This is a genomic window from Armatimonadota bacterium, assembly GCA_031459855.1.
Taxonomy (GTDB): Bacteria; Sysuimicrobiota; Sysuimicrobiia; order Sysuimicrobiales; family Humicultoraceae; genus Fervidifonticultor; species Fervidifonticultor primus.
The window spans coordinates 732,223-750,265 of sequence record JAVKHP010000001.1; the positions used below are offsets into that span (position 1 = coordinate 732,223).

Annotated in this window: 20 protein-coding genes; 9 read left to right on the forward strand and 11 right to left on the reverse strand. The window is 72.6% G+C overall.

Translation table 11 applies throughout. The features are described from left to right. Positions 1 to 105: 105 nt before the first annotated feature. The 7 genes from QN157_03340 (at position 106) to QN157_03370 (ending at position 6,409) form a co-directional block, all read left to right on the forward strand. Positions 106 to 555 (forward strand): rhodanese-like domain-containing protein, encoded by a 450-nt coding sequence (locus QN157_03340; protein ID MDR7554619.1) that lies wholly within the window; start codon positions 106 to 108, stop codon positions 553 to 555. A gap of 327 nt (positions 556 to 882) precedes the next feature. After that, on the forward strand, positions 883 to 1,920 hold the full coding sequence (locus QN157_03345; protein MDR7554620.1) for a substrate-binding domain-containing protein: 1,038 nt from the start codon (positions 883 to 885) through the stop codon (positions 1,918 to 1,920). A gap of 76 nt (positions 1,921 to 1,996) precedes the next feature. Next, positions 1,997 to 3,484 carry a sugar ABC transporter ATP-binding protein gene (locus QN157_03350; GenBank protein MDR7554621.1) on the forward strand — a complete coding sequence of 496 codons (1,488 nt, stop codon included), beginning with the start codon at positions 1,997 to 1,999 and terminating at the stop codon, positions 3,482 to 3,484. A 5-nt stretch (positions 3,485 to 3,489) separates the two neighbouring features. Next, positions 3,490 to 4,500 (forward strand): ABC transporter permease, encoded by a 1,011-nt coding sequence (locus QN157_03355; GenBank protein MDR7554622.1) that lies wholly within the window; start codon positions 3,490 to 3,492, stop codon positions 4,498 to 4,500. Then, positions 4,493 to 5,464 (forward strand): ABC transporter permease, encoded by a 972-nt coding sequence (locus tag QN157_03360; protein ID MDR7554623.1) that lies wholly within the window; start codon positions 4,493 to 4,495, stop codon positions 5,462 to 5,464. The genes QN157_03355 and QN157_03360 overlap by 8 nt, the downstream gene beginning before the upstream one ends. Positions 5,465 to 5,527: 63 nt before the next feature. Next, positions 5,528 to 5,881 carry an aspartyl protease family protein gene (locus tag QN157_03365; GenBank protein ID MDR7554624.1) on the forward strand — a complete coding sequence of 118 codons (354 nt, stop codon included), beginning with the start codon at positions 5,528 to 5,530 and terminating at the stop codon, positions 5,879 to 5,881. 42 nt (positions 5,882 to 5,923) lie between these two features. Next, positions 5,924 to 6,409, forward strand: a complete 486-nt coding sequence (locus QN157_03370) for a ferritin-like domain-containing protein (GenBank protein MDR7554625.1) — start codon at positions 5,924 to 5,926, stop codon at positions 6,407 to 6,409. A gap of 147 nt (positions 6,410 to 6,556) precedes the next feature. On the opposite strand, the gene QN157_03375 is transcribed toward QN157_03370, so the two are convergent. From QN157_03375 to QN157_03425, 11 genes are all read right to left on the reverse strand, one after another. After that, a complete protein-coding gene (locus QN157_03375; GenBank protein MDR7554626.1) occupies positions 6,557 to 7,915 on the reverse strand; it encodes a HAMP domain-containing sensor histidine kinase in 1,359 nt (452 codons plus the stop codon). After that, positions 7,915 to 8,538, reverse strand: coding sequence for a V-type ATP synthase subunit D (locus tag QN157_03380; GenBank protein MDR7554627.1), 624 nt, complete (start codon positions 8,536 to 8,538; stop codon positions 7,915 to 7,917). Before QN157_03380 ends, QN157_03375 begins: the two co-directional genes overlap by 1 nt. Beyond that, positions 8,535 to 9,926: a V-type ATP synthase subunit B gene (locus QN157_03385; GenBank protein MDR7554628.1), complete on the reverse strand. Its 1,392-nt coding sequence runs from the start codon at positions 9,924 to 9,926 to the stop codon at positions 8,535 to 8,537. Before QN157_03385 ends, QN157_03380 begins: the two co-directional genes overlap by 4 nt. Further along, a complete protein-coding gene (locus QN157_03390; GenBank protein ID MDR7554629.1) occupies positions 9,923 to 11,743 on the reverse strand; it encodes a V-type ATP synthase subunit A in 1,821 nt (606 codons plus the stop codon). The genes QN157_03385 and QN157_03390 overlap by 4 nt, the downstream gene beginning before the upstream one ends. Before the next feature lie 16 nt (positions 11,744 to 11,759). Then, positions 11,760 to 12,077 carry a V-type ATP synthase subunit F gene (locus tag QN157_03395; GenBank protein MDR7554630.1) on the reverse strand — a complete coding sequence of 106 codons (318 nt, stop codon included), beginning with the start codon at positions 12,075 to 12,077 and terminating at the stop codon, positions 11,760 to 11,762. Next, a complete protein-coding gene (locus tag QN157_03400; GenBank protein MDR7554631.1) occupies positions 12,070 to 13,077 on the reverse strand; it encodes a V-type ATPase subunit in 1,008 nt (335 codons plus the stop codon). The genes QN157_03395 and QN157_03400 overlap by 8 nt, the downstream gene beginning before the upstream one ends. Then, the gene (locus QN157_03405; GenBank protein ID MDR7554632.1) at positions 13,074 to 13,652 is read right to left on the reverse strand and encodes a V-type ATP synthase subunit E; all 579 of its coding nucleotides are present in this window, start codon (positions 13,650 to 13,652) and stop codon (positions 13,074 to 13,076) included. Before QN157_03405 ends, QN157_03400 begins: the two co-directional genes overlap by 4 nt. A 37-nt stretch (positions 13,653 to 13,689) precedes the next feature. Further along, on the reverse strand, positions 13,690 to 13,908 hold the full coding sequence (locus QN157_03410; protein ID MDR7554633.1) for an ATPase: 219 nt from the start codon (positions 13,906 to 13,908) through the stop codon (positions 13,690 to 13,692). Positions 13,909 to 13,912: 4 nt separating this feature from the next. After that, the gene (locus QN157_03415; GenBank protein MDR7554634.1) at positions 13,913 to 15,778 is read right to left on the reverse strand and encodes a V-type ATPase 116kDa subunit family protein; all 1,866 of its coding nucleotides are present in this window, start codon (positions 15,776 to 15,778) and stop codon (positions 13,913 to 13,915) included. Beyond that, positions 15,775 to 16,119 carry a V-type ATPase subunit subunit G family protein gene (locus QN157_03420; GenBank protein ID MDR7554635.1) on the reverse strand — a complete coding sequence of 115 codons (345 nt, stop codon included), beginning with the start codon at positions 16,117 to 16,119 and terminating at the stop codon, positions 15,775 to 15,777. The genes QN157_03415 and QN157_03420 overlap by 4 nt, the downstream gene beginning before the upstream one ends. 329 nt (positions 16,120 to 16,448) lie before the next feature. After that, positions 16,449 to 16,931 (reverse strand): adenosine-specific kinase, encoded by a 483-nt coding sequence (locus tag QN157_03425; protein MDR7554636.1) that lies wholly within the window; start codon positions 16,929 to 16,931, stop codon positions 16,449 to 16,451. 399 nt (positions 16,932 to 17,330) lie between these two features. Between QN157_03425 and QN157_03430 the strand changes: the two genes are divergently transcribed. Beyond that, a complete protein-coding gene (locus QN157_03430) occupies positions 17,331 to 17,591 on the forward strand; it encodes a type II toxin-antitoxin system prevent-host-death family antitoxin (GenBank protein ID MDR7554637.1) in 261 nt (86 codons plus the stop codon). After that, positions 17,588 to 18,025 carry a type II toxin-antitoxin system VapC family toxin gene (locus QN157_03435; protein ID MDR7554638.1) on the forward strand — a complete coding sequence of 146 codons (438 nt, stop codon included), beginning with the start codon at positions 17,588 to 17,590 and terminating at the stop codon, positions 18,023 to 18,025. The genes QN157_03430 and QN157_03435 overlap by 4 nt, the downstream gene beginning before the upstream one ends. Positions 18,026 to 18,043 lie beyond the last annotated feature (18 nt).

The following is an 18,043-nucleotide window of genomic DNA, read 5'->3' on the forward strand; positions in this document are numbered from 1 at the left end:
CGTGCCGGGGCAGCGAACGGGAGGTGATGCAACGCCGGCGGTGAGCTCGAGGAGATTCTGACGATCCGGGGCGGAGGTCATCAACACACCAGGGAGGGAGCGATCATGCGCAAGTCGCTCGTCGTGGCCATGGCGGTGATTGTGGCCCTGACCGTCGTCGGTCCGGCGGTCACCAAGGAGTGGATCGAGAAGCCGTTGCTCGTGGCGGCCGAACGCGTGCTGACCACGATGCCGGCCGACTTCTACCAGATCGACCCGCAGGCAGCCGAACGCCTGATGGAGACGGCGAAGCCGCTGGTCCTCGACGTGCGCGAGAAGGCCGAGTGGGACACCGAGCGCATCGCGGGCGCGGTGCACGTGCCCATCCGCGAGCTGCCCAAGGCGCTGGACCGCCTGCCCGACAGCCGTGGCGCCCCGATCATCGTCTACTGCGCCATCGGCGTGCGCGGGGCCATGGCGACCACCGTCCTGCGCATGTGGGGCTACACCAACGTGCGCAACCTGCGGGGCGGGCTGAACGGCTGGAAAGCGGCGAACCTGCCCGTGGTCAGGTAGTGCGCAGCACGGCCCGGCCCGGAGTGCCCTCGTCCGTCGGGCCGGACCCCCGCGGGCGGGGCACCGGGCCGGACCCGTCGCGCAGCGGTGTGGACGACGCCCGGGGCGCGGACATGGCACGTGCGCGACGGCCGGCGCGGGCCCCACCGGTGCGACCGGGGTGGTGCCTGCCGGTGCTCCGCGGCCGGGACGCCGAATCGGGCCCTCGCCGGATGGCGAGAGAAGGCCAGCCGTCCTACGCTGAAAAGGTGACGGGGCACGAACCCCGTCGCAGCCATCGTGCCCCGGTGGGCTACGGACCACCGGATACGGAAAGGAGGACGGCAAATGAGAATACGGACGGCGCTGGTCACGGCGGTCCTGCCGGCGCTCCTCACCGCTGCGCTGATCGTCCCGACCCTCGTCGCTCCGCGTGCCGCCGCCCAGGCTCGGCAGGAGGTCGTCGTGGTGGTGAAGATCACCGGTATCCCGTGGTTCAACCGCATGGCCAAGGGCGTCGAGGAGGCCGGCCCGAAGTTCAACGTGAAGGCTTCCCAGGTCGGGCCGTCGACGGCGGACGCCGCGGCCCAGGTCTCCATGGTCGAGGACGTGGTCAACCGCGGCGTCGGGGCGGTCGCCGTGGTGCCCACCGACGCCAAGGCGCTGGCGCCCGTGTTCACCCGGGCCCGCGAGAAGAAGATCGTGGTGCTCACCCACGAGTCGCCCTTCGAGACCGCTGCCATCGACTACGACATCGAGATGATCGACAGCGACGCCTACGGGCGCCTGGCCATCGACGAAGTGGACCGGGGGCTCAAGCAGCTCGGCATCCGCTGCTCCACGGCGTCGCCGTGCGGGTTCGTCATGCTCGTCGGCGGCCTCACCGTTCCCCTGCACAACTACTGGGCCGACGTGGCCCTGAAGTACGCGCGGGAGAAGTACCCGTACCTCAAGGAGCTCACGTCGCGCCTGCCCACCGCCGAGAGCGTGGACGACTCGCGCAAGGCCGTGCTGGACCTGACCAAGACCTACGGGGAGCGCCTCCACGCCGTCATCGGGTGGGGCAGCCTGGGCCCGCTGGGCGCCGCGGCCGCGGTCCGCGAGAAAGGGCTCCGGAACAAGGTGGTCGTCGGCGGCAGCGCGATCCCCTCCTCGGCCGTCGCGTACCTGGCCGATGGGTCCATGAAGTGGGCGCAGCTGTGGGATCCGCGGGACGCCGGCTACGCCATGGTGGCCGTGGCCAGCACGATGCTCAAGGGCACCCCGCTCGCCACGGGAATGGAGGTGCCCGGGCTGGGGAAGCTGGCCATCAAGGGGAAGGTCATCAGCTTCAACAAGATCCTCCTGATGCGCAGCGCCGACGACGCGCGGAAGATGGGCTTCTAGCACGCCCGCGTGCTCGGCGCGTGCGGGATGTCACGAGACGAGGGGATGGGCGCGCCTCCCATCCCCTCCGCGTCCGATGGCTGAGGTCTTCCTGCGGGCCCGTCACGTCACCAAGCGCTACGGCGGGGTCGTCGCCCTCCAGGACGTGGACCTGGAGATCCGCGCCGGAGAGATCCACTGTCTGGTCGGGGAGAACGGTTCGGGCAAGAGCACCCTGATCAAGATCGTGACCGGCGTGGTGTCGCCCGACCCGGGCGCGGACCTGGAGATCGGTGGGGTGCGGGTGCGCGGCCTGAGCCCTGCAGAAGCGCTCCGTCGCGGGATCCAGGTGGTGCACCAGGACCTGGCGCTGTTTCCCAACCTGTCGGTGGCCGAGAACATCGCCCTGCTCCGGGTGACCGCGGGGCGCCGGATCGTGGACTGGCGGGCGGTCTCGGCGATCGCGCAGGCCGCCCTGGCGCGGATCGGGGTGACCCTGCCGCTCGATGCGCCGGTGGGCACGCTGCCGGTCGCCGACCAGCAGCTGGTGGCGATCTGCCGGGCCCTGGCCAGCGACGCCCGGCTGGTGATCACCGACGAGCCAACCGCCTCGCTGACCCAGCGGGAAGCCCAGCGCCTGTTCGGCATCCTGCGAGATCTCCAGGCCCACGGCATCGCCACGCTGTTCGTCAGCCACAAGCTGGACGAGGTCCTGGAGATCGCACAGCGGATCACCGTGTTGCGCGACGGTCGCAAGGTGGGCACGTTCGACCGATCGGCCGTCGACCGTGACCGCCTGGTCCAGCTCATGACCGGGCGGACCATTCCCGCCCGCCGCCGGTCCGGCGTGCGCCCTCCAGGCGCTCCGATCCTCGAGGTCCGGGGCCTGCGCCGACGCGGGCAGTTTGCCGACGTCTCCTTCACCCTGCACCGCGGGGAGGTCGTGGGCCTGATCGGCCCGCTGGGCGCGGGCAAGACCGAACTGGCCCTGGCGCTGTTCGGGATGAACCCCCCCGATGCGGGCGAGGTCCTGGTCGACGGCCGGCCCGTGCGCCTGCGCACCACCGCCGACGCCGTCGGCGCGGGGATCGCCTACGTGCCCGAGGACCGGCTGTCCCAGGGCATCGTGGCCCGGCAGCCGGTCCGCAGCAACCTCGTGGTAACCGTGCTGGACCGCCTCACCGGTCCCGGGCGATGGCTGGCCCCGCGGCGGACCGCGGCGTTCTGCGCGGACGTCGTGCGCGCCTTCGACATCCGCACCCCCTCCATCGACCAGCCGGTCAGCGCGCTCTCGGGCGGTAACCAGCAAAAGGTCGTCATCGCCAAGTGGCTGTCCACGCGCCCCCGGGTCCTGATCCTCGATCGCCCGACGGCGGGCATCGATGTCGGCGCCCGGGCAGTGGTCTACGACATCATCGACCGGCTGGCCGGGGAGGGGGTGGGCATCCTGCTCGTCACCGAGGAGGTCCCCGAAGCCCTCGCGGTGTGCGATCGCATCCTGCTCATGAAGCACGGTCGGCTCGTGACCGAGGTCAGCGGCGCGGACGCCAGCGAGTCCGAGCTGCAGCGGGCCCTGACCGCCTGACGGCCATGGATGGGGTGGTCCGGCGACTGGCGCGGCGTACCGAGACGTACCTGGTCGCGGTACTGGTAGTCCTCGCGGCCATCGTGACCGCGGGGCGCCCCGAGTTCCTCACCGCCGAGAACGCCTTCGACGTCCTGCGGAACAATGCGTTCCTGGGCATCGTCGCCCTGGGCCAGCTGGTCGTGCTGGTCTCGGGCGGCATCGACGTGTCGTTCACCGCGGTCGCCACGGTAGCGCAGTACCTCATGGGGTTGGTGCTCACCACCCGCGGGATCACGTCGGTATGGGTCGCCCTGCTGATCCCGCTGCCCATCGGGCTGACGTTGGGCCTCGTCAACGGCCTGCTGGTCCACTACGCCCGCGTGCATCCCGTCATCATCACCATCGCGACCCTGAGCACGTTCTACGGCCTGTTGATCGTCTTCACCGGCGGCACCTGGATCACCGACCTGCCGATGCCGTTCCAGGAGTTCGCGCAGTACAAGCTCGTCCGGTTCACCACCGCCGGCGGCGCCGAGTACGGCCTGTCCACCCCCATCCTCTTCTGGGGCGCCGCCGCGCTCCTCACCTGGGTCGTCCTCAACTTCCTGGCCGTGGGCCGCCGGATCTACGCGCTGGGCGGCAACGCGGAAGCTGCACGGCGGGCAGGGTTCCCCATCCTGCGCCTGCAGCTGTTCGTGTACGCGTACATGGGCCTGCTGGCCGGGATGGGAGGGTTCGTCCAGGCACAGCTCGCCCAGATCATCCAGCCCAACGCCATCGTGGGACGCGAGCTGGACGTCCTGGCGGCGGCGGTCCTGGGCGGCGCCAGTGTCTTCGGCGGTGCGGGGACGGTCGGCGGGACCATCCTGGGCGTGCTGCTCATCGCCGTGATCCGCAACGGCCTCATCTTGCTGCGCATCTCGTCCTACTGGCACGACGCGGTGATCGGGCTCCTCATCGCCGCCGCGGCGGCCATCACGGCCGCCCAGGAGCGCCGCCGGCGCGCACGGGCGGTGCGGATCCACGATGCATGACCGCCAGGCGACCTGGATCGCCCGGTACGGCGAACTGGCCGTCCTGGGCGCGATGCTGGTGGTGGTCACCGGGCTGCTGGCCGTCGTCACCGACGGTCGGCTCCTGGGTCTGGAGAGCCTGGCCTCGATGGCGATCCAGATGCCGCTGCTGGGGATGCTGACGCTGGCGCAGTTGCTGCCCATGCTCACCGGCGGCATCGACCTCTCGATCGTGTCCACGGCCAACCTCGCTGGCATCACCGCTGCGTACGTGCTCACGCAGAGCGCGGGCTGGTACGCGACGCCCGCCGCCGTCGTCCTGGGGCTGATGGCGGCCCTCGCCGTGGGTGTCACCAACGGCGCGATCGTGGCGTATCTCGACGTGCCGCCCATCATCACCACCCTGGCGTCCATGATCTTCGTCAAGGGGATCGCCCTGGCCGTCACCCGCGGGGCCGTCCTGGCGGGCTTTCCCGCGTCCTTCCTCTTCCTGGGTGGCGGCACACTGCTGGGCGTCCCGGTGCCCTTCCTGCTCTTCGCCGGCGCCGCCACGGCGATCGCCGTGGTGCTGCACCGGACGCCCTTCGGCGTGGTGGAGTACCTCCTGGGATCGAACCCCACGGCCACCCGCTTCTCCGGCGTCGACGTGCCGGTGATGCTCTTCCGCACGTACCTGACCTCAGGTGTCCTGGCCGGCATCGCCGGCCTGCTGCTCATCGCCCGCTTCAATGCCGCCCAGGCCGACTACGGCTCCTCCTTCCTGCTCCTGACGGTCCTCATCGCGGTGCTGGGCGGCGTGGATCCCTCGGGCGGCGCGGCGACGATCACCGGCCTGGTGGTGGCCGTGGCGATCCTGCAGGTGGTGGCCACCGGTTTCAACCTCATGGGACTCAGCGCCCACCTGGCCAACGCCCTGTGGGGCGTGATCCTGGTGCTGGTGATCATGCTCCGCCGCCTGGTGCAGGCCCGCAGCGGCCGGACGTAGCCCCCCAAGCGCACCGCCGGCCCCATGCCGCCCGGGAGCGACAGCCGATGGTATGATGATGGTGTGGAACTCTTTCGCGTCGCCGGCCGTCTCGCCGGGCCGACGGGCATCGTCGAAGACGTGGACTTGCTGGTCGACACCGGCGCCACGCTGTTGGTGGTTCCGCGCGACCTCGCGGACCGGCTGGCGTTGCGCCCCACACGGCAGCACCCGGTGGTGCTGGCCGGCGGCCGGCGCGACGTCTGGCCCGTCGCAGAAGTGCGGCTGACGTTGAACGGGCAGGAGGTCACGACCCCCTGCTTCGTCGCACCCGGCGGTCCGCCGTTGCTCGGCGCCGTCGCTCTGGAGAGCCTGTTGCTCGCCGTCGATCCGGTGGCGAAGCGGCTGGTGCCCGTCGAGGGGTTTGTCGGCGCGTAGAACGGGTCCACGCGAACACCATCTCGTCGCGAGGAGGGTCCGATGGGACAGACCGGACGTGCTATCGTCGAGCTCGACGTTGAGCAGCTGCTCGCCGAACTGCGGAAGGCCTACCTGGACGAACTGCTGGCCTTCTACTCCTACTGGATTACGGCCCTGGTCGCCGAGGGCTGGCACGGGGAAGAGTTGACCGAGCACTTCAAGAACGAAGCCCGTGACGAGCTCGGCCACGCGGAGAAGCTCGCCACCCGCATCATCGAGCTGGGCGGCGACCCCGTCGTGCACCCGGTCGACTGGGAGCGGGGTGCCAACGGCCCGTGGACCGCGCCGCGCGCGGACCGGGCCGACGCCGACGGCATGGTGGCCGACCAGCTCAAGGCCGAGGCCGCGGCGATCCAGGCCTACCAGCGTCTGGCCAAGATGACGTTCGGGAAGGATCCCGTCACCTACCAGCTGGCCACGGAGCTGCTGGCAGACGAGGTGCGGCACGAGGAGTTCCTGGAGAACCTGCTGAGCCGGAAGCGCTAGGCCGCCACCGACCGCACCCATCCTCGACCCGGATCACACGGTGCCGCAGCACCGTGCCGTGGGGCGCTGCGGTGCTGTGGGCAGCGCCCCACGGGTGAACGGCCACCAGCGCCCTCGGGCCCCGTGCCGGTGGCGGGCACCCGCGGATCAGCCGCCAGCGGACGGTGCGCCAGCCCGGACCCCTGGCGCGACGGGCAGGGTCAGGGTGAACGTGCTGCCTTCGCCCACGCGGGTGGACACCGTCACCTCGCCCCCGTGGAGCTCGGCGACGTACTTCACGATGGCCAGCCCCAGGCCGCGGCCCGGGGCCAGGTGCCGCGTGCGCTCGGCGCGGTAGAACTCCTCGAAGATGTGCGGCAGGTCTTCGGGCGCGATACCGGGCCCGTCGTCGGCCACGATGACCCGCAGGCGGTCGGCGTCGACGTCGATCCGGGCCGTCACCCGTCCGCCGGGACGGCCGAAGGTCAGGGCGTTGCGCAGCAGGTTGCGCAGCGCCTGCGCCAGCGCGGGCCCGTTGGCGAACACCGGGGGCACGTGGGCGGGGACCTCGACATCGAGGGCGACCCCCCGCGCCGTCGCGACCTCGCGCAGGTCGGCGGCGGCTTCGTAGAGCAGCCGCGGCACGTAGACGTGGGTCCGCGGCAGCTCGCCGGCGGCCCGGAGGCTCGAGAGGTCCAGGACGTCGCGCACGAACGTCTCGAGCCCTGCCAGCCAGGTCTGGACGCGCGCCAGCATGGCCCGCGCGCGCTCCGACACTTCCCCGCGCATCTGGCCGTCGATGACCGCCAGCGCCTGGCGGACGTCGCCCAGCGCGGTGTCGACCGTGTGGGCCACCATGAGCACGTACTGCGACTTGCGGCGCTCGGAGGCGGCCAGCAGGTCGGTGGCCGCAGCCAGCGCCCGCTCGCGATCGGCCAGCCGTCGGGCGATCGTGGCCGTGATGTAGGCCGTCGCGGCCAGCAGCACTGTCAGCGAGAGCAGGACGTTGCCCACGTACGCAGGGTGGCGGTACAGGTCGGCGGGCAGCAGGCGCACCAGCGGCCGGTGGGGGAGCACGCCGGTCATCTCGGCCACGGCCAGGACGACGGCCAGGAGCAGCCCGGCACCCGCCACCAGGAACGCGGCCCGCGGCGAGAGCAACATGGCGGCGATCACCACGTGAAAGACGTAGGCCACGATGAGCGGATTCTCGACCGTGCCGCTGGCATGGAGGAGCGCCGAGAGCGCCCCCAGGTCCAGCGCGATCTGGACCACCACCGCGGCACGCACCTGGCCGGCGGGCGCCTCCCGGCGGCGCCACCGAACCCAGAAGACCGTGTTGTAGGTGGCGATGGCAGCCGCCAGGGCGGCCACCGGACCGGTGGATCCCACCACTGGGACACCGACCTGCGCCGCCGCCGCGGGGAGCGTCAGCGCTGCCAGCGCCACCCCCGCGGCGGCCAGCCACCGCACCCGGATCAACCAGCGGATCCCCGCTGCCGCACCGTCTGCAGGCGCGCGCCCCATCACGGCGACGTCGCCTCGTCCTGCTGGCCGAGCAACAGCAGGCGAAACAGGTCTTCGCGCTCTTGCTCGTCCAGGGCGGCCGCGATGGTCCGTGCCTCCCGGGCCAGGCGCGGGAGCAGGACGTACCGCAGGGTGTTCACCTTGCGGCTCGTCCGGCGAATCTCAGCAGCCAGGCGGCGCAGCCGCACCTCGCGCGGCGTGTGCTCGAGGGCAAACCCCACCAGTCGCTCGAACGCGCCCGCGGCGTCGTCGACGCTCGCCGAAGTCCCCAGCAGCCCGTAGCCGCGGTCGGCCGGCCGCCGGACCACGGGCGCCGCGCGCACTGCGGGCACGCGCACCCCCCACACGTTGCGCACCTCGACATCGACCAGGACCTCGCGCCTGGCTGCCGCCGCGGCGGCGCGCAGGCCCTCGGGGCCCTCGTGCCCGTGGGCCGCCGTCAGTGCCGTCACCGCCTCGGCGGCCAGCGCCGCCAGATCCTGCCGCGCGGCCAGCACCTCCTGAGCGCTACGCAACATCTCCTGCAGCAGCGCGTCGCGCTTGCGGGCGAGGACCTCCTGGCCCCGTGCAGCCAGCGTGTACGCCGCGCGGGCCGCCAGGAGGGCGGTGCGCGTCCGCTTCACGGTGCGGCTGGCTCCGATGGGCCGAGGTAGCGGTCGAGCAGCCGCGAATCGATGCGGCTGAGCTCGCCACGCGGCAGCCGCCGCAGCAGGTCCCAGCCCAGGTCCAGGGTCTCGACGAGGGTGCGGGGCTGCCGCCCCTGCCCGACGAAGCGCTCCTCGAACTCGTCGGCGAACGCCAGGTAGGCCCGATCCAGCTCGCTCAGGGCGTCGGCGCCCACGATGTCGCGCAACCGGCGTGCGTCGACGCCGCGGGCGTAGGCGGCGTAGAGCTGGGCGGCCAGCGCCTTGTGGTCCTCCCGGGTCCGCCCGGGCCCGATGCCCAGGTGCATCAACCGCGACAGACACGGGAGCACGTCCACCGGGGGGAAGATGCCGCGGCGGTGCAGTTCGCGGCTCAGCACGATCTGCCCTTCGGTCACGTAGCCCGTGAGGTCCGGAATGGGATGGGTGATGTCGTCGTCGGGCATGGTGAGGATCGGCACCTGCGTGATGGAACCGGCCCGGCCCTTGATGCGGCCGGCCCGTTCGTAGATGGTGGCCAGGTCGGTGTACATGAAGCCGGGGAAGCCCCGCCGGCCGGGCACCTCGCGCCGCGCGAGCGCCACCTGCCGCAGGGCCTCGCAGTAGGTGGTCATGTCCGACAGCACCACCAGCACGTGCATCTGCAGGTCGAAGGCCAGGTACTCGGCCAGCGTCAGCGCGAAGCGCGGCACCAGCAGGCGTTCCACCGCCGGGTCGTCGGCGCGGTTGAGGTAGAGCGTGGTGCGCTCCCGGGCGCCCGACCGCTCGAACGTCTCGAGGAAGAACTCGGCCTCGTGCCCGGTGATCCCGATGCCGGCGAAGATGACGGCGAAGGGCTCGCCCCCGGGTAGCTGGGCGTGCTCGATGATCTGCGCCGCCACCTCGTGCGCCGGCAGCCCGGCACCCGAGAAGATGGGTAGCTTCTGCCCGCGCACCAGCGTGTTCATGCCGTCGATGACCGACAGGCCGGTCTGCACGCACTCCGCCGGCTCGTCGCGCGCGTAGGGGTTGAGGGGCGCGCCGGTCGCCGGCAGCAGGCGGTCGGGAACGACGGGCGGCAGGCCGTCCAGCGGCGCGCCGATCCCTGTGAACGCCCGGCCCAGGCAGCGCCGGCTCACCTCCACCAGGACCTGGGCCTCCCCGAGCCGCACCGCCGTGGTGCGAAGATCGAGTCCCTCGGTGGTTTCGAAGACCTGCACGCACGACAGGTCCTCGGCGGCGTCGATGACCTGCCCCCGTCGGCGGCTGCCATCCTCGAGCACGAGCTCGACCACGGCGCCGTAGGTGGCCTGGCGCACGCCGCGCACGAAGACCAGCGGGCCCGACAGCCGCGTAAGGGTGCGATACGTCAGCACGGGGCCGGTCACGGTTCCTCCCCTCCGCCAGGGCGCGCCACCTCCGGCTGCGCCCCGCGCGCGCCCTGGTCGACGGTCGCCTGCGCCGTGCCGCCCGGGGCGGCCGCGTCGCGCAGGGCCGCGAGCTCGGCGTCGAGCGCGGCCGCCGTCGCCGCGAACGCGTCGTGGGGGACGTCGCGCAGCCGCAACAGCCGCTCGCGCAGCGGGTGTGCCAGCAGGTGCTCCAGCGGCAGGCCGTCGCGCAGGGCGGCCGCGGCGTGCTCGTGGTAGTCGAGGATCAACCGCAGCATCGTCACCTGCCGCGGCAGCGGGCACGGCGTGTCGACCGGGTGGAAGCCATCCTGCTGGAGGAAACCCTCGCGGAGCAGGCGCGCCGCGTCCAGGAGCAGACGCTCCTCGTCGGGCAGCGCGTCCATCCCGACGACCTGGACGACCTGCTGCAGCTCCTGCTCCTGCTGCAGCAACCGCACGGCCCGCGCCCGCAGCCGGGGCCACGCCGGCGAGCCGTGCTCCACGAACCACCCCTCCAGCCCCGGTACGTACTGGGAGTAGCTGGCGACCCAGCTCACCGCCGGGAAGTGCCGCCGGTGGGCCAGGTCGACGTCCAGGGCCCAGAGGGCTCCGGCCACGCGCAGCGAGGCCTGGGTCACGGGCTCGGAGAAGTCGCCACCCGGGGGCGAGATGGCGCTCACCACGGTCACCGAGCCCTCGCGCGCGGGCACCCCCAGGCACCGCACGCGGCCCGCGCGCTCGTAGAACTCCGCCAGCCGCGCCGCCAGGTACGGCGGGTAGCCTTCCTCGCCGGGCATCTCGCCCAGCCGGCCGTGGATCTCGCGGAGCGCCTCGGCCCACCGGCTGGTGGAGTCGGCCATCAACGCCACGTGGTACCCCATGTCGCGGTAGTACTCGGCCACGGTCATGCCCACGTAGATCGAGGCCTCGCGCGCCGCCACGGGCATGTTGCTGGTGTTGGCCACCAGCACGGTGCGCTCCAGCAGCGGCCGGCCGGTGCGCGGGTCGACCAGGCGCGGGAACTCTGCGAGCAGCGTCGTCATCTCGTTCCCGCGCTCCCCACATCCCACGTAGACGATCACGTCCACGTCGGCATGCTTGGCCAGCAGGTGCTCCACCACGGTCTTGCCGGTGCCGAAGCCACCCGGCACCACGGCCACGCCTCCTCGCGCGACGGGGAAGAAGGTGTCGAACACGCGCTGGCCGGTAAGCACCGGCTCGCTCGACGGCCGCCGGCCCTGGTGCGGCCGGGCCCGCCGCATCGGCCAGCGGTGGGCCAGACGCACCGGCGTGCCGTCGTGCAGCAGCACCACGGCGTCGTCGACCCGCGCTGGCCCGGACCGCACCGTCGCCACCACCCCGCGCACCCCCGGCGGTACCAGGATCAGGTGACGCAGCCCACCCTCCTGCACCCAGCCCACCGCATCGCCCGCATCAACGGTCGCCCCTTCGTCGACCAGCGGGGTGAACAGCCACTCGCGCTCGCGGTCCAACGGCGCCGCGACGATGCCCGGCTGCATGAACGCCCCACCGGTGGCGAACACCGCCGGCAGCGGCCGCAACAGCCCGTCGAAGATGCTGCCCAGCAACCCGGGACCGAGTTCGACCACCAGGGGTGCACCCAGGTCTTCCACGGGTTCGCCCAGGCCCAGTCCTGCGGTATCCTCGTAGACCTGGATGCTGGCGCGCGCCTCGTCCACGCGGATCACCTCGCCGGTCAGCCGCCGGTGGCCCACGGCCACCAGGTCGTTGAGCCGGCAACGCTCCATCGCGTCGGCGACGACCAGTGCGCCCGTGACCCTGACCACCCTGCCCATCGGTCCGCCCGGCCTCCTACCGCAACCGTACGTGGTACCCGATCACCCGTCGGAGCATCTGCTCGAGATACTCGCGCTCCAGCGCGCCGCCCCGTCCCATGGGCACCGGCACGACCAGCGGCCGATCGCTCTCCTCGACCACGCGCCGCATCGGCGCCTCCAGCGCCTCGATCAGCGCGTCGTCGACCAGCACCACGCCGACCTCGGCCGACCGCACGAGCGTCAGGAGGTGGTCGCGTCCCTCGCGTGACGTGGTGTACGCTCGCGTCTCCACGCCCGCCAGCGCAAACCCCGGAGCCACGGACGCCGGGCAGACCGCCACGACCCTACGCACTGACCAGCTCCTCCTGCACCAGCGACGGCGGCAGCCCGGCAGCCAGCCCGGCGGCCACCGTGCGCAGGTCGCGCACCTCCGCCTGCGTGGCCGCGAGCACGAAGCTGACCGGCGCCACGCCGAGCGGATCGCTGGCGAACACCAGCCGGCGGTGCAGGGCCAGCACACGTCGCTCGAGGGCGCGTTCGATCCGACGCCAGGACGTCGGCGCACCGCCCTCCAGCACGCCGGCATACGGGGTCGGCGCGAGCCACGCTGCCGCCACGGCGGGATCGGGGTCGTCCGCAACAGCGCGCAGCAAGTCGTCGTGGAGGTAGCGTCCGCCCGGTAGGAAGGTCCTGCGTTCGCCCCCGCCCCGCAGGGCCGCCAGCAGGTTGCGCACGTCGATCTCCCATCCGAGCACCTCGCGCACCACGCGGCCGTTGGGTCCCTCCCCGCAGCGCGCCAGGACGTCCTCCGCCCAGGCCAGGTCCAGACGGTCCTCCAGGTCCGCAAGGCGCGCAGGGAGGCCGGCCCGCAGCACCCGGGCCAGTGCCGTCCCGGTCGGCCCCGTCATCGCGAGCCGGTCGGCGAGCGCCTGCACGCTGCCGGCGGCGTCGAGCGCCTCCAGGGTCTGGGCGTCGAGCACGCCGACCGCCGGGGGATGCCAGACGCCGGCCTCGCGCGCGTGCCACCGTCGCAGCACCATCTTGACAGCCTCGACGTCGTTGCGGCTCAGCAGGATGCTCACCAGCACCCGCGCTTCGCCGCCCGCCGCCGTCCACAGCAAGCGGGCCACGCGGGCCCGGTGGTGGTCCAGCGCCTGCGTGCAAACCTCGAGCGGTGGTGCGCTGCCGGCCACCGCGGCCACGTCCGCTGCGTAGCCGGGTGTGGCCGCCAGCTCCGCGACCAGCGCCTCGACGCCGTCGAGGGCACAGAACGCGCGCACCCGCTCGGCTGGCAACAGCCGTCCCAGCAGGCCGCGCGCGCGGGCGCTCAGGTAGTCGTAACCGACCGTCACGGCTCCAGCAGGCGCCCGACCTGCACGCGCAGCCGGTGCGCCTGCGCCTGCAGGCGTGCCTCCAGGGTGTTGTCGGCGACGAATGCGCCGTCCCACGCTTCCACGATCACGCCGCCCGCGCAGCGCAGGTCGCCGACGACCCGCACCTCTGGCGGCAGGACCGCGGCCGCGGCCAGCGCCGCATCCCGCGCGTCCACGTGCACGGTGATCGGGCCGGGACGCGGTGCCTGCGCCAGCGCCTCGTCGAGCAGGCGCTGGAAGATCGCGGGGTAGTCGGACCGCTCCCGGACGGTCGCGAGCATGTCGGCGGCACGGGTGAGCGCCTGCTGGACTGCAGCGTCCAGCAGGCGCGCTTCGTTCGCGAGCAGCTCCATCCGCGCACGGCTGCACAGGCGCGCGGCTTCCCGACGCCCGCGGGCCTGGCCGGCGGCCGCGGCGGCGGCCCGCACGACCTCGGCGTCGGCCTGCGCCCGCGCCCGCAGTGCGGACGCCGTGGCCGTAGCCTCCGCCAGCACCTGCGCGCGCTCGGCCTCGGCACGGCGCAGGATCGCCTCGGCCAGGGCCCGGTCCTTCACCCGCGGTCTCTCCCTGCGGTGCCGCGCAGCCCCGGCGTCACCGCAACAACAGCAGGATCATCGTGGCCACCACGAACCCGAGGATCACCGCGGTCTCAGGGATGGCCATGAGGATCACGCTGGGCCCCATCAGCTCCGGACGCTCGGCCATCGCCCCAAGCCCTGCGGCGCCGATGCGCGCCTGCGCGTACCCCGTCCCCAGCGCCGACAGCCCCACCGCAAGCCCTGCGCCGAGCGCGATGCCAAACACCTCCATGCCCTCACGCCCCTTTCCGTGCGAAGGGTTGGTAGACGACGCCTCCCGGTTCGTAGAACTTGGAGAAGCACTCGACGTAGTGCAGGCGCAGCGCCTGGATCGTCGGGCTGAACGTGCCCATGACCAGGTTCAGCGCGTGGAGCAGCACGCCCACGATGAGCCCGACGACGACGCTGCCCGCAGCCCCGCCCAGGCGATTGGCGACCTCCGCCAGCATCAGGGAGGCCAGGCCAAGGGCCATCAGCCGGGCGTACGACAGGACGTTCCCCACGACCCCGATCGCCTCGATGGCGCCCAGCAGCCCCCCGGCGTACATCAGCACCGGCAGTGCGGCCACCAGCAGCGCCACGCCCGGCCCCAGGAGCGCCCGGGGCAGCAGTCCCGCCAGGGCCCCCGCGACGGCGAACAACGTGACGAGCAGCGCCAGCAGCGCGCCACGCTCCACGGCCCGATGCGGCTCGCGCAGCCGCCACGCCTGCACGATGCCCAGCGCGGCCCCCAGCGCCGTGTGGGCCAGCCCGATGGACAGCGCCAGGACCAGGAACGCCAGCATGGCTTCCTTGCGGTCGAAGAGCACCGGGCGCAGGTAGGGCCGTGCCAGGTCGCCGAAGCACTCGCCGAACAGCACGCCGAAGAGCACGGCGCTCCCGCCCATGGCCACCAGCAGGTGCCGCACGGTGCCGGCCCACGGGCTGCGCCACCGGCGCGTCAGCGCGGCGCCCAGGAGCAACACGGCGCCATAGCCGGCGTCGCCCAGCATGAGGCCGAAGAACAGTGGAAAGAAGAGCGCCAGGACCCAGGTGGGGTCCAGCGTGCCGTAGGCAGGCGGCCGCAGCGGCCGGAGCAGCACCTCGAACGGCCGCACGGCGCGCGTGTTGTCCAGCAGCACCGGCACCGCCGCGCGCTCGTGGGGCGCCGGCGGCCGCACCCACACGAACACCTCGCCCGGGAACGCGCGCTCCAGGGCGTCGCGCAGACCGGCGGCCCGCGCTGCGGGCACCCATCCGGCCAGCGCCACGGTGCGGCGCGAGGCCACGCCCTGGGTGGCGGCGCGTAACTCGTCGAGGCGATCGGCCGCGACCGCCCGCGCGGCCCGCAGGAAGCCGGCATGCACCTGACGCGCGCGCCGGGCGGCGCTCTCCGCCTCCTCGATCTGCCTGGGGAGGACAGCTCGCCGCGCCGCGATGGTCTGCAGCACGTCCTCCAGCGGCCTGCCGAGGAACTCCGGGGGCAGCGCGAGCCGCTCCACGCCCTGCCCCCACAGCAGGTCCTCCACGGCCCGGCGGTGCCGCTGGTCGTAGAGCAGGACCGCCGCCAGCCGCTCGGCGTCCAGCACGGCCACCGCCAGTTGCATGCGGCCGCGCGTTTCGCGCTCCAGCGCCGCGCGCAGGCGCGGAAGGTCGGCCTCGCGGCTGCGATCCAGGATCAAGCCGGTCGCCGCCCAGTCGGGCCGCCAGTCGAAGGCGTAGGTCTGCGCCAGAAAGGCTTCCAGCAGGTACGCGTACTGGGGCAGGAGGCGGAGCTCGTCGCGCAGGCGCTGGAGGTGCGCGTCGGCGCGCTGCAGGGCGTCCAGGCGCTCGCGCACGGCCGCGTGGAGGGCTTCGGTGGACATCCCGGCCAGGGCTGCAGTGTCGTCGGCCGGTCCTGTCCCCACCGCCTCGTCCACTGCCCGCACGAGCTCGTCCAGCAGGGCGCGCTCACGCTCGGCCGCCTCGTCCAGCCGCAGCGGGACCAGGCGCTGGACTTCCGGGGTCGGCGGCGGGCGCCAGGGCACCAGGTGGACGACTCCCGCCTCGTGCAGGAACGCGAGGACGTCGCGGAAGCGCTCGCGCAGGCACACGATGTCCACACGCGCCATGGGAGCGATCACGGCGTTGGTCCTGCGGAGTGCGGGCCGCCCACCACCGTCTCCACGACGGCCGCGGCGGCCTCGGCGAGGCGCGCGGCGATCCGCGCCTCCAGGACCTCCCGCCGCGCCGGCCACTGCGCGCGCAACGCGTCGGCCTCCGCGCGGCCGCGCGCCACCTCGTCGTCGAACGCGCGCCGCTCGATCTGCGGAGCCTCCTCCCGGGCTGCCCGCAGGATCGCATCGGCGTCCCGGCGCGCTTCGTCCACCAGCCGGCGCGCCTCCGCCCGCGCCGCGTCGACCAACAGGTCGGCCTCGCGCTCCAGGTCGGCGATCAGGGGTAACGGCGACGTATCGGGCTCCATGGACCACCCCCTCCCACCGTAGCGTGCCCCCTCACGAGGCCGGTATCGGGTTTGGGACGGATCTTGGCCGCGACGAAGACCAAGCCGACGGCGAAGCCCAAGAGGACTGGTCGCCGTGGCCCCCACCACGGCGCCCGAGTCGGGGTTGGGAGGATCCTGACCGCGCGGTACGCGCACACCCCGACCGCCAGGGGGCCGCCGGTGGGCATGGCGATCGACGAAGAGGGTGGCGATCTCACGGCCGTCGCGCAACGGACCGCCGCTGGCCGTGGCGATCGACGGGGGTAGGGACTGCGAGACCCGGAGATCGACGGGCCTGCAGCACGGGCCTACAGTTTGTAGCCGAGCTTCCGAAGCAGGGCCTTCCGCTGGGCCACGTCGTCGTCGCCCTCGACGCCCCGGGACTTCACGCCGTCGATCACGCCCAGGATCCCCCGGCCCTGCGCCGTCTCCGCCAGGACGACCTCCACGGGGTTGGCCGTTGCGCAGTAGATACCGCACACCTCCGGCACCTGCTTGATGGCGCCAAGCACGTTGATGGGATAGGCGTTCCCCAGGAAGATCACGAAGCAGTGGCCTGCCGCCAGGCGGAGCGCCGTCTGCCGCGCCAGCTCCACCAGGTCGGGGTCGGTCCCGCTCCAGCGCACCAGGGCCGGGCCCGACGACTCGCAGAACGCCAGGCCGAACTTCACCCCGGGGACCGCCGAAACGAGCGCCTCGTGCACGTCCTCGACGGTCTTGATGAAGTGCGCCTGGCCCAGAATGACGTTCACCTCGGCAGGTTTCTCGATGGTGACGGTCAGTAGCTCCATCGTCTCCTCCTCCGGTGTGCCCGATGTCCCGTAGCCACCGCGACGTATCCCACCGTGGCGGCACACGGGAGTTCGACTCTCGTTCACCGTGCGGCGGTCGAACCCGAGGAGCAGTTCGGGGTCCGCCGGGCCCGTCTCCTGGCGAGGGCCGCCGACAGGGCACTGCAACCGTGCAGTGACGGTGAGGTGACACCATGCGACCGGCATCCAGCTGGCGACGGCTGCCGACGGGGCACTGCAGCCGCGCAGGCGCGCTGGTCGGCGCGAGACGCGCACCGTCCGGCAGGGCAACGGGCAGGGCTCCCTGGGCGCCGTCCACCGGATCCTGGACGCTGTGGCCTCAAAAGCCTACAATGTGACCACCAGCGTTATCAGGAGGACGAGCGCGTGGCTACCCGGGTGAATGTTCGCGAGCTCAAGAGCCGCTTGAGCGAGTACCTCCGGCGAGTGAAAGCAGGGGAGACCGTGGAAATCGCCGTGCGCGGCACGCCCGTGGGCCGCATGGTGCCGGTCGAACGTCCCCTCGCTGACCGCCTCGAGGCCATGCGCCAGAGTGGGCTGGTCCGGTGGAACACGCGCAGGCTGAAGCGCGCTGCCCCTGTGGCGCGTGCACGCGGAAGACGCACCGTAGCGCAGCTCCTTGTCGACAACCGAGGATGATCGTCTACCTCGACGCCAGCGCTCTCGTCAAGCGGTACGTGGCGGAAGCGGGCTCAGCCGACGTTGGACGCTTGCTCGCCCGCGCGGAGGCGGTCGGGACGGCCACCGTCAGCCGGGCCGAAGTGGCGGCGGCCCTGGCGCGTGCGTATCGCACAAACGTCTTGCAGCACGACGAGGCGCGGTCCGCCCTACAGGTCTTCACAGCCGAATGGGACGACATCATCCGCATTCAACTTACGGAGGGTGTGGTGAGCCGGGCTGCCGCGCTTGCCTGGGATCACGCCCTGCGCGGCTATGACGCCATCCACCTGGCTGCCGCCCTGTCCTGGCAAGACCTTCTGGGCGAGACCGTTACCGTCGCGACCTACGACCGCCAGCTGTGGGAAGCCGTCCGGCGCAGTGCGCTGGTCGCGTGGCCCACACGCCTGCGGTGAGCCCGAACGAGAACGATT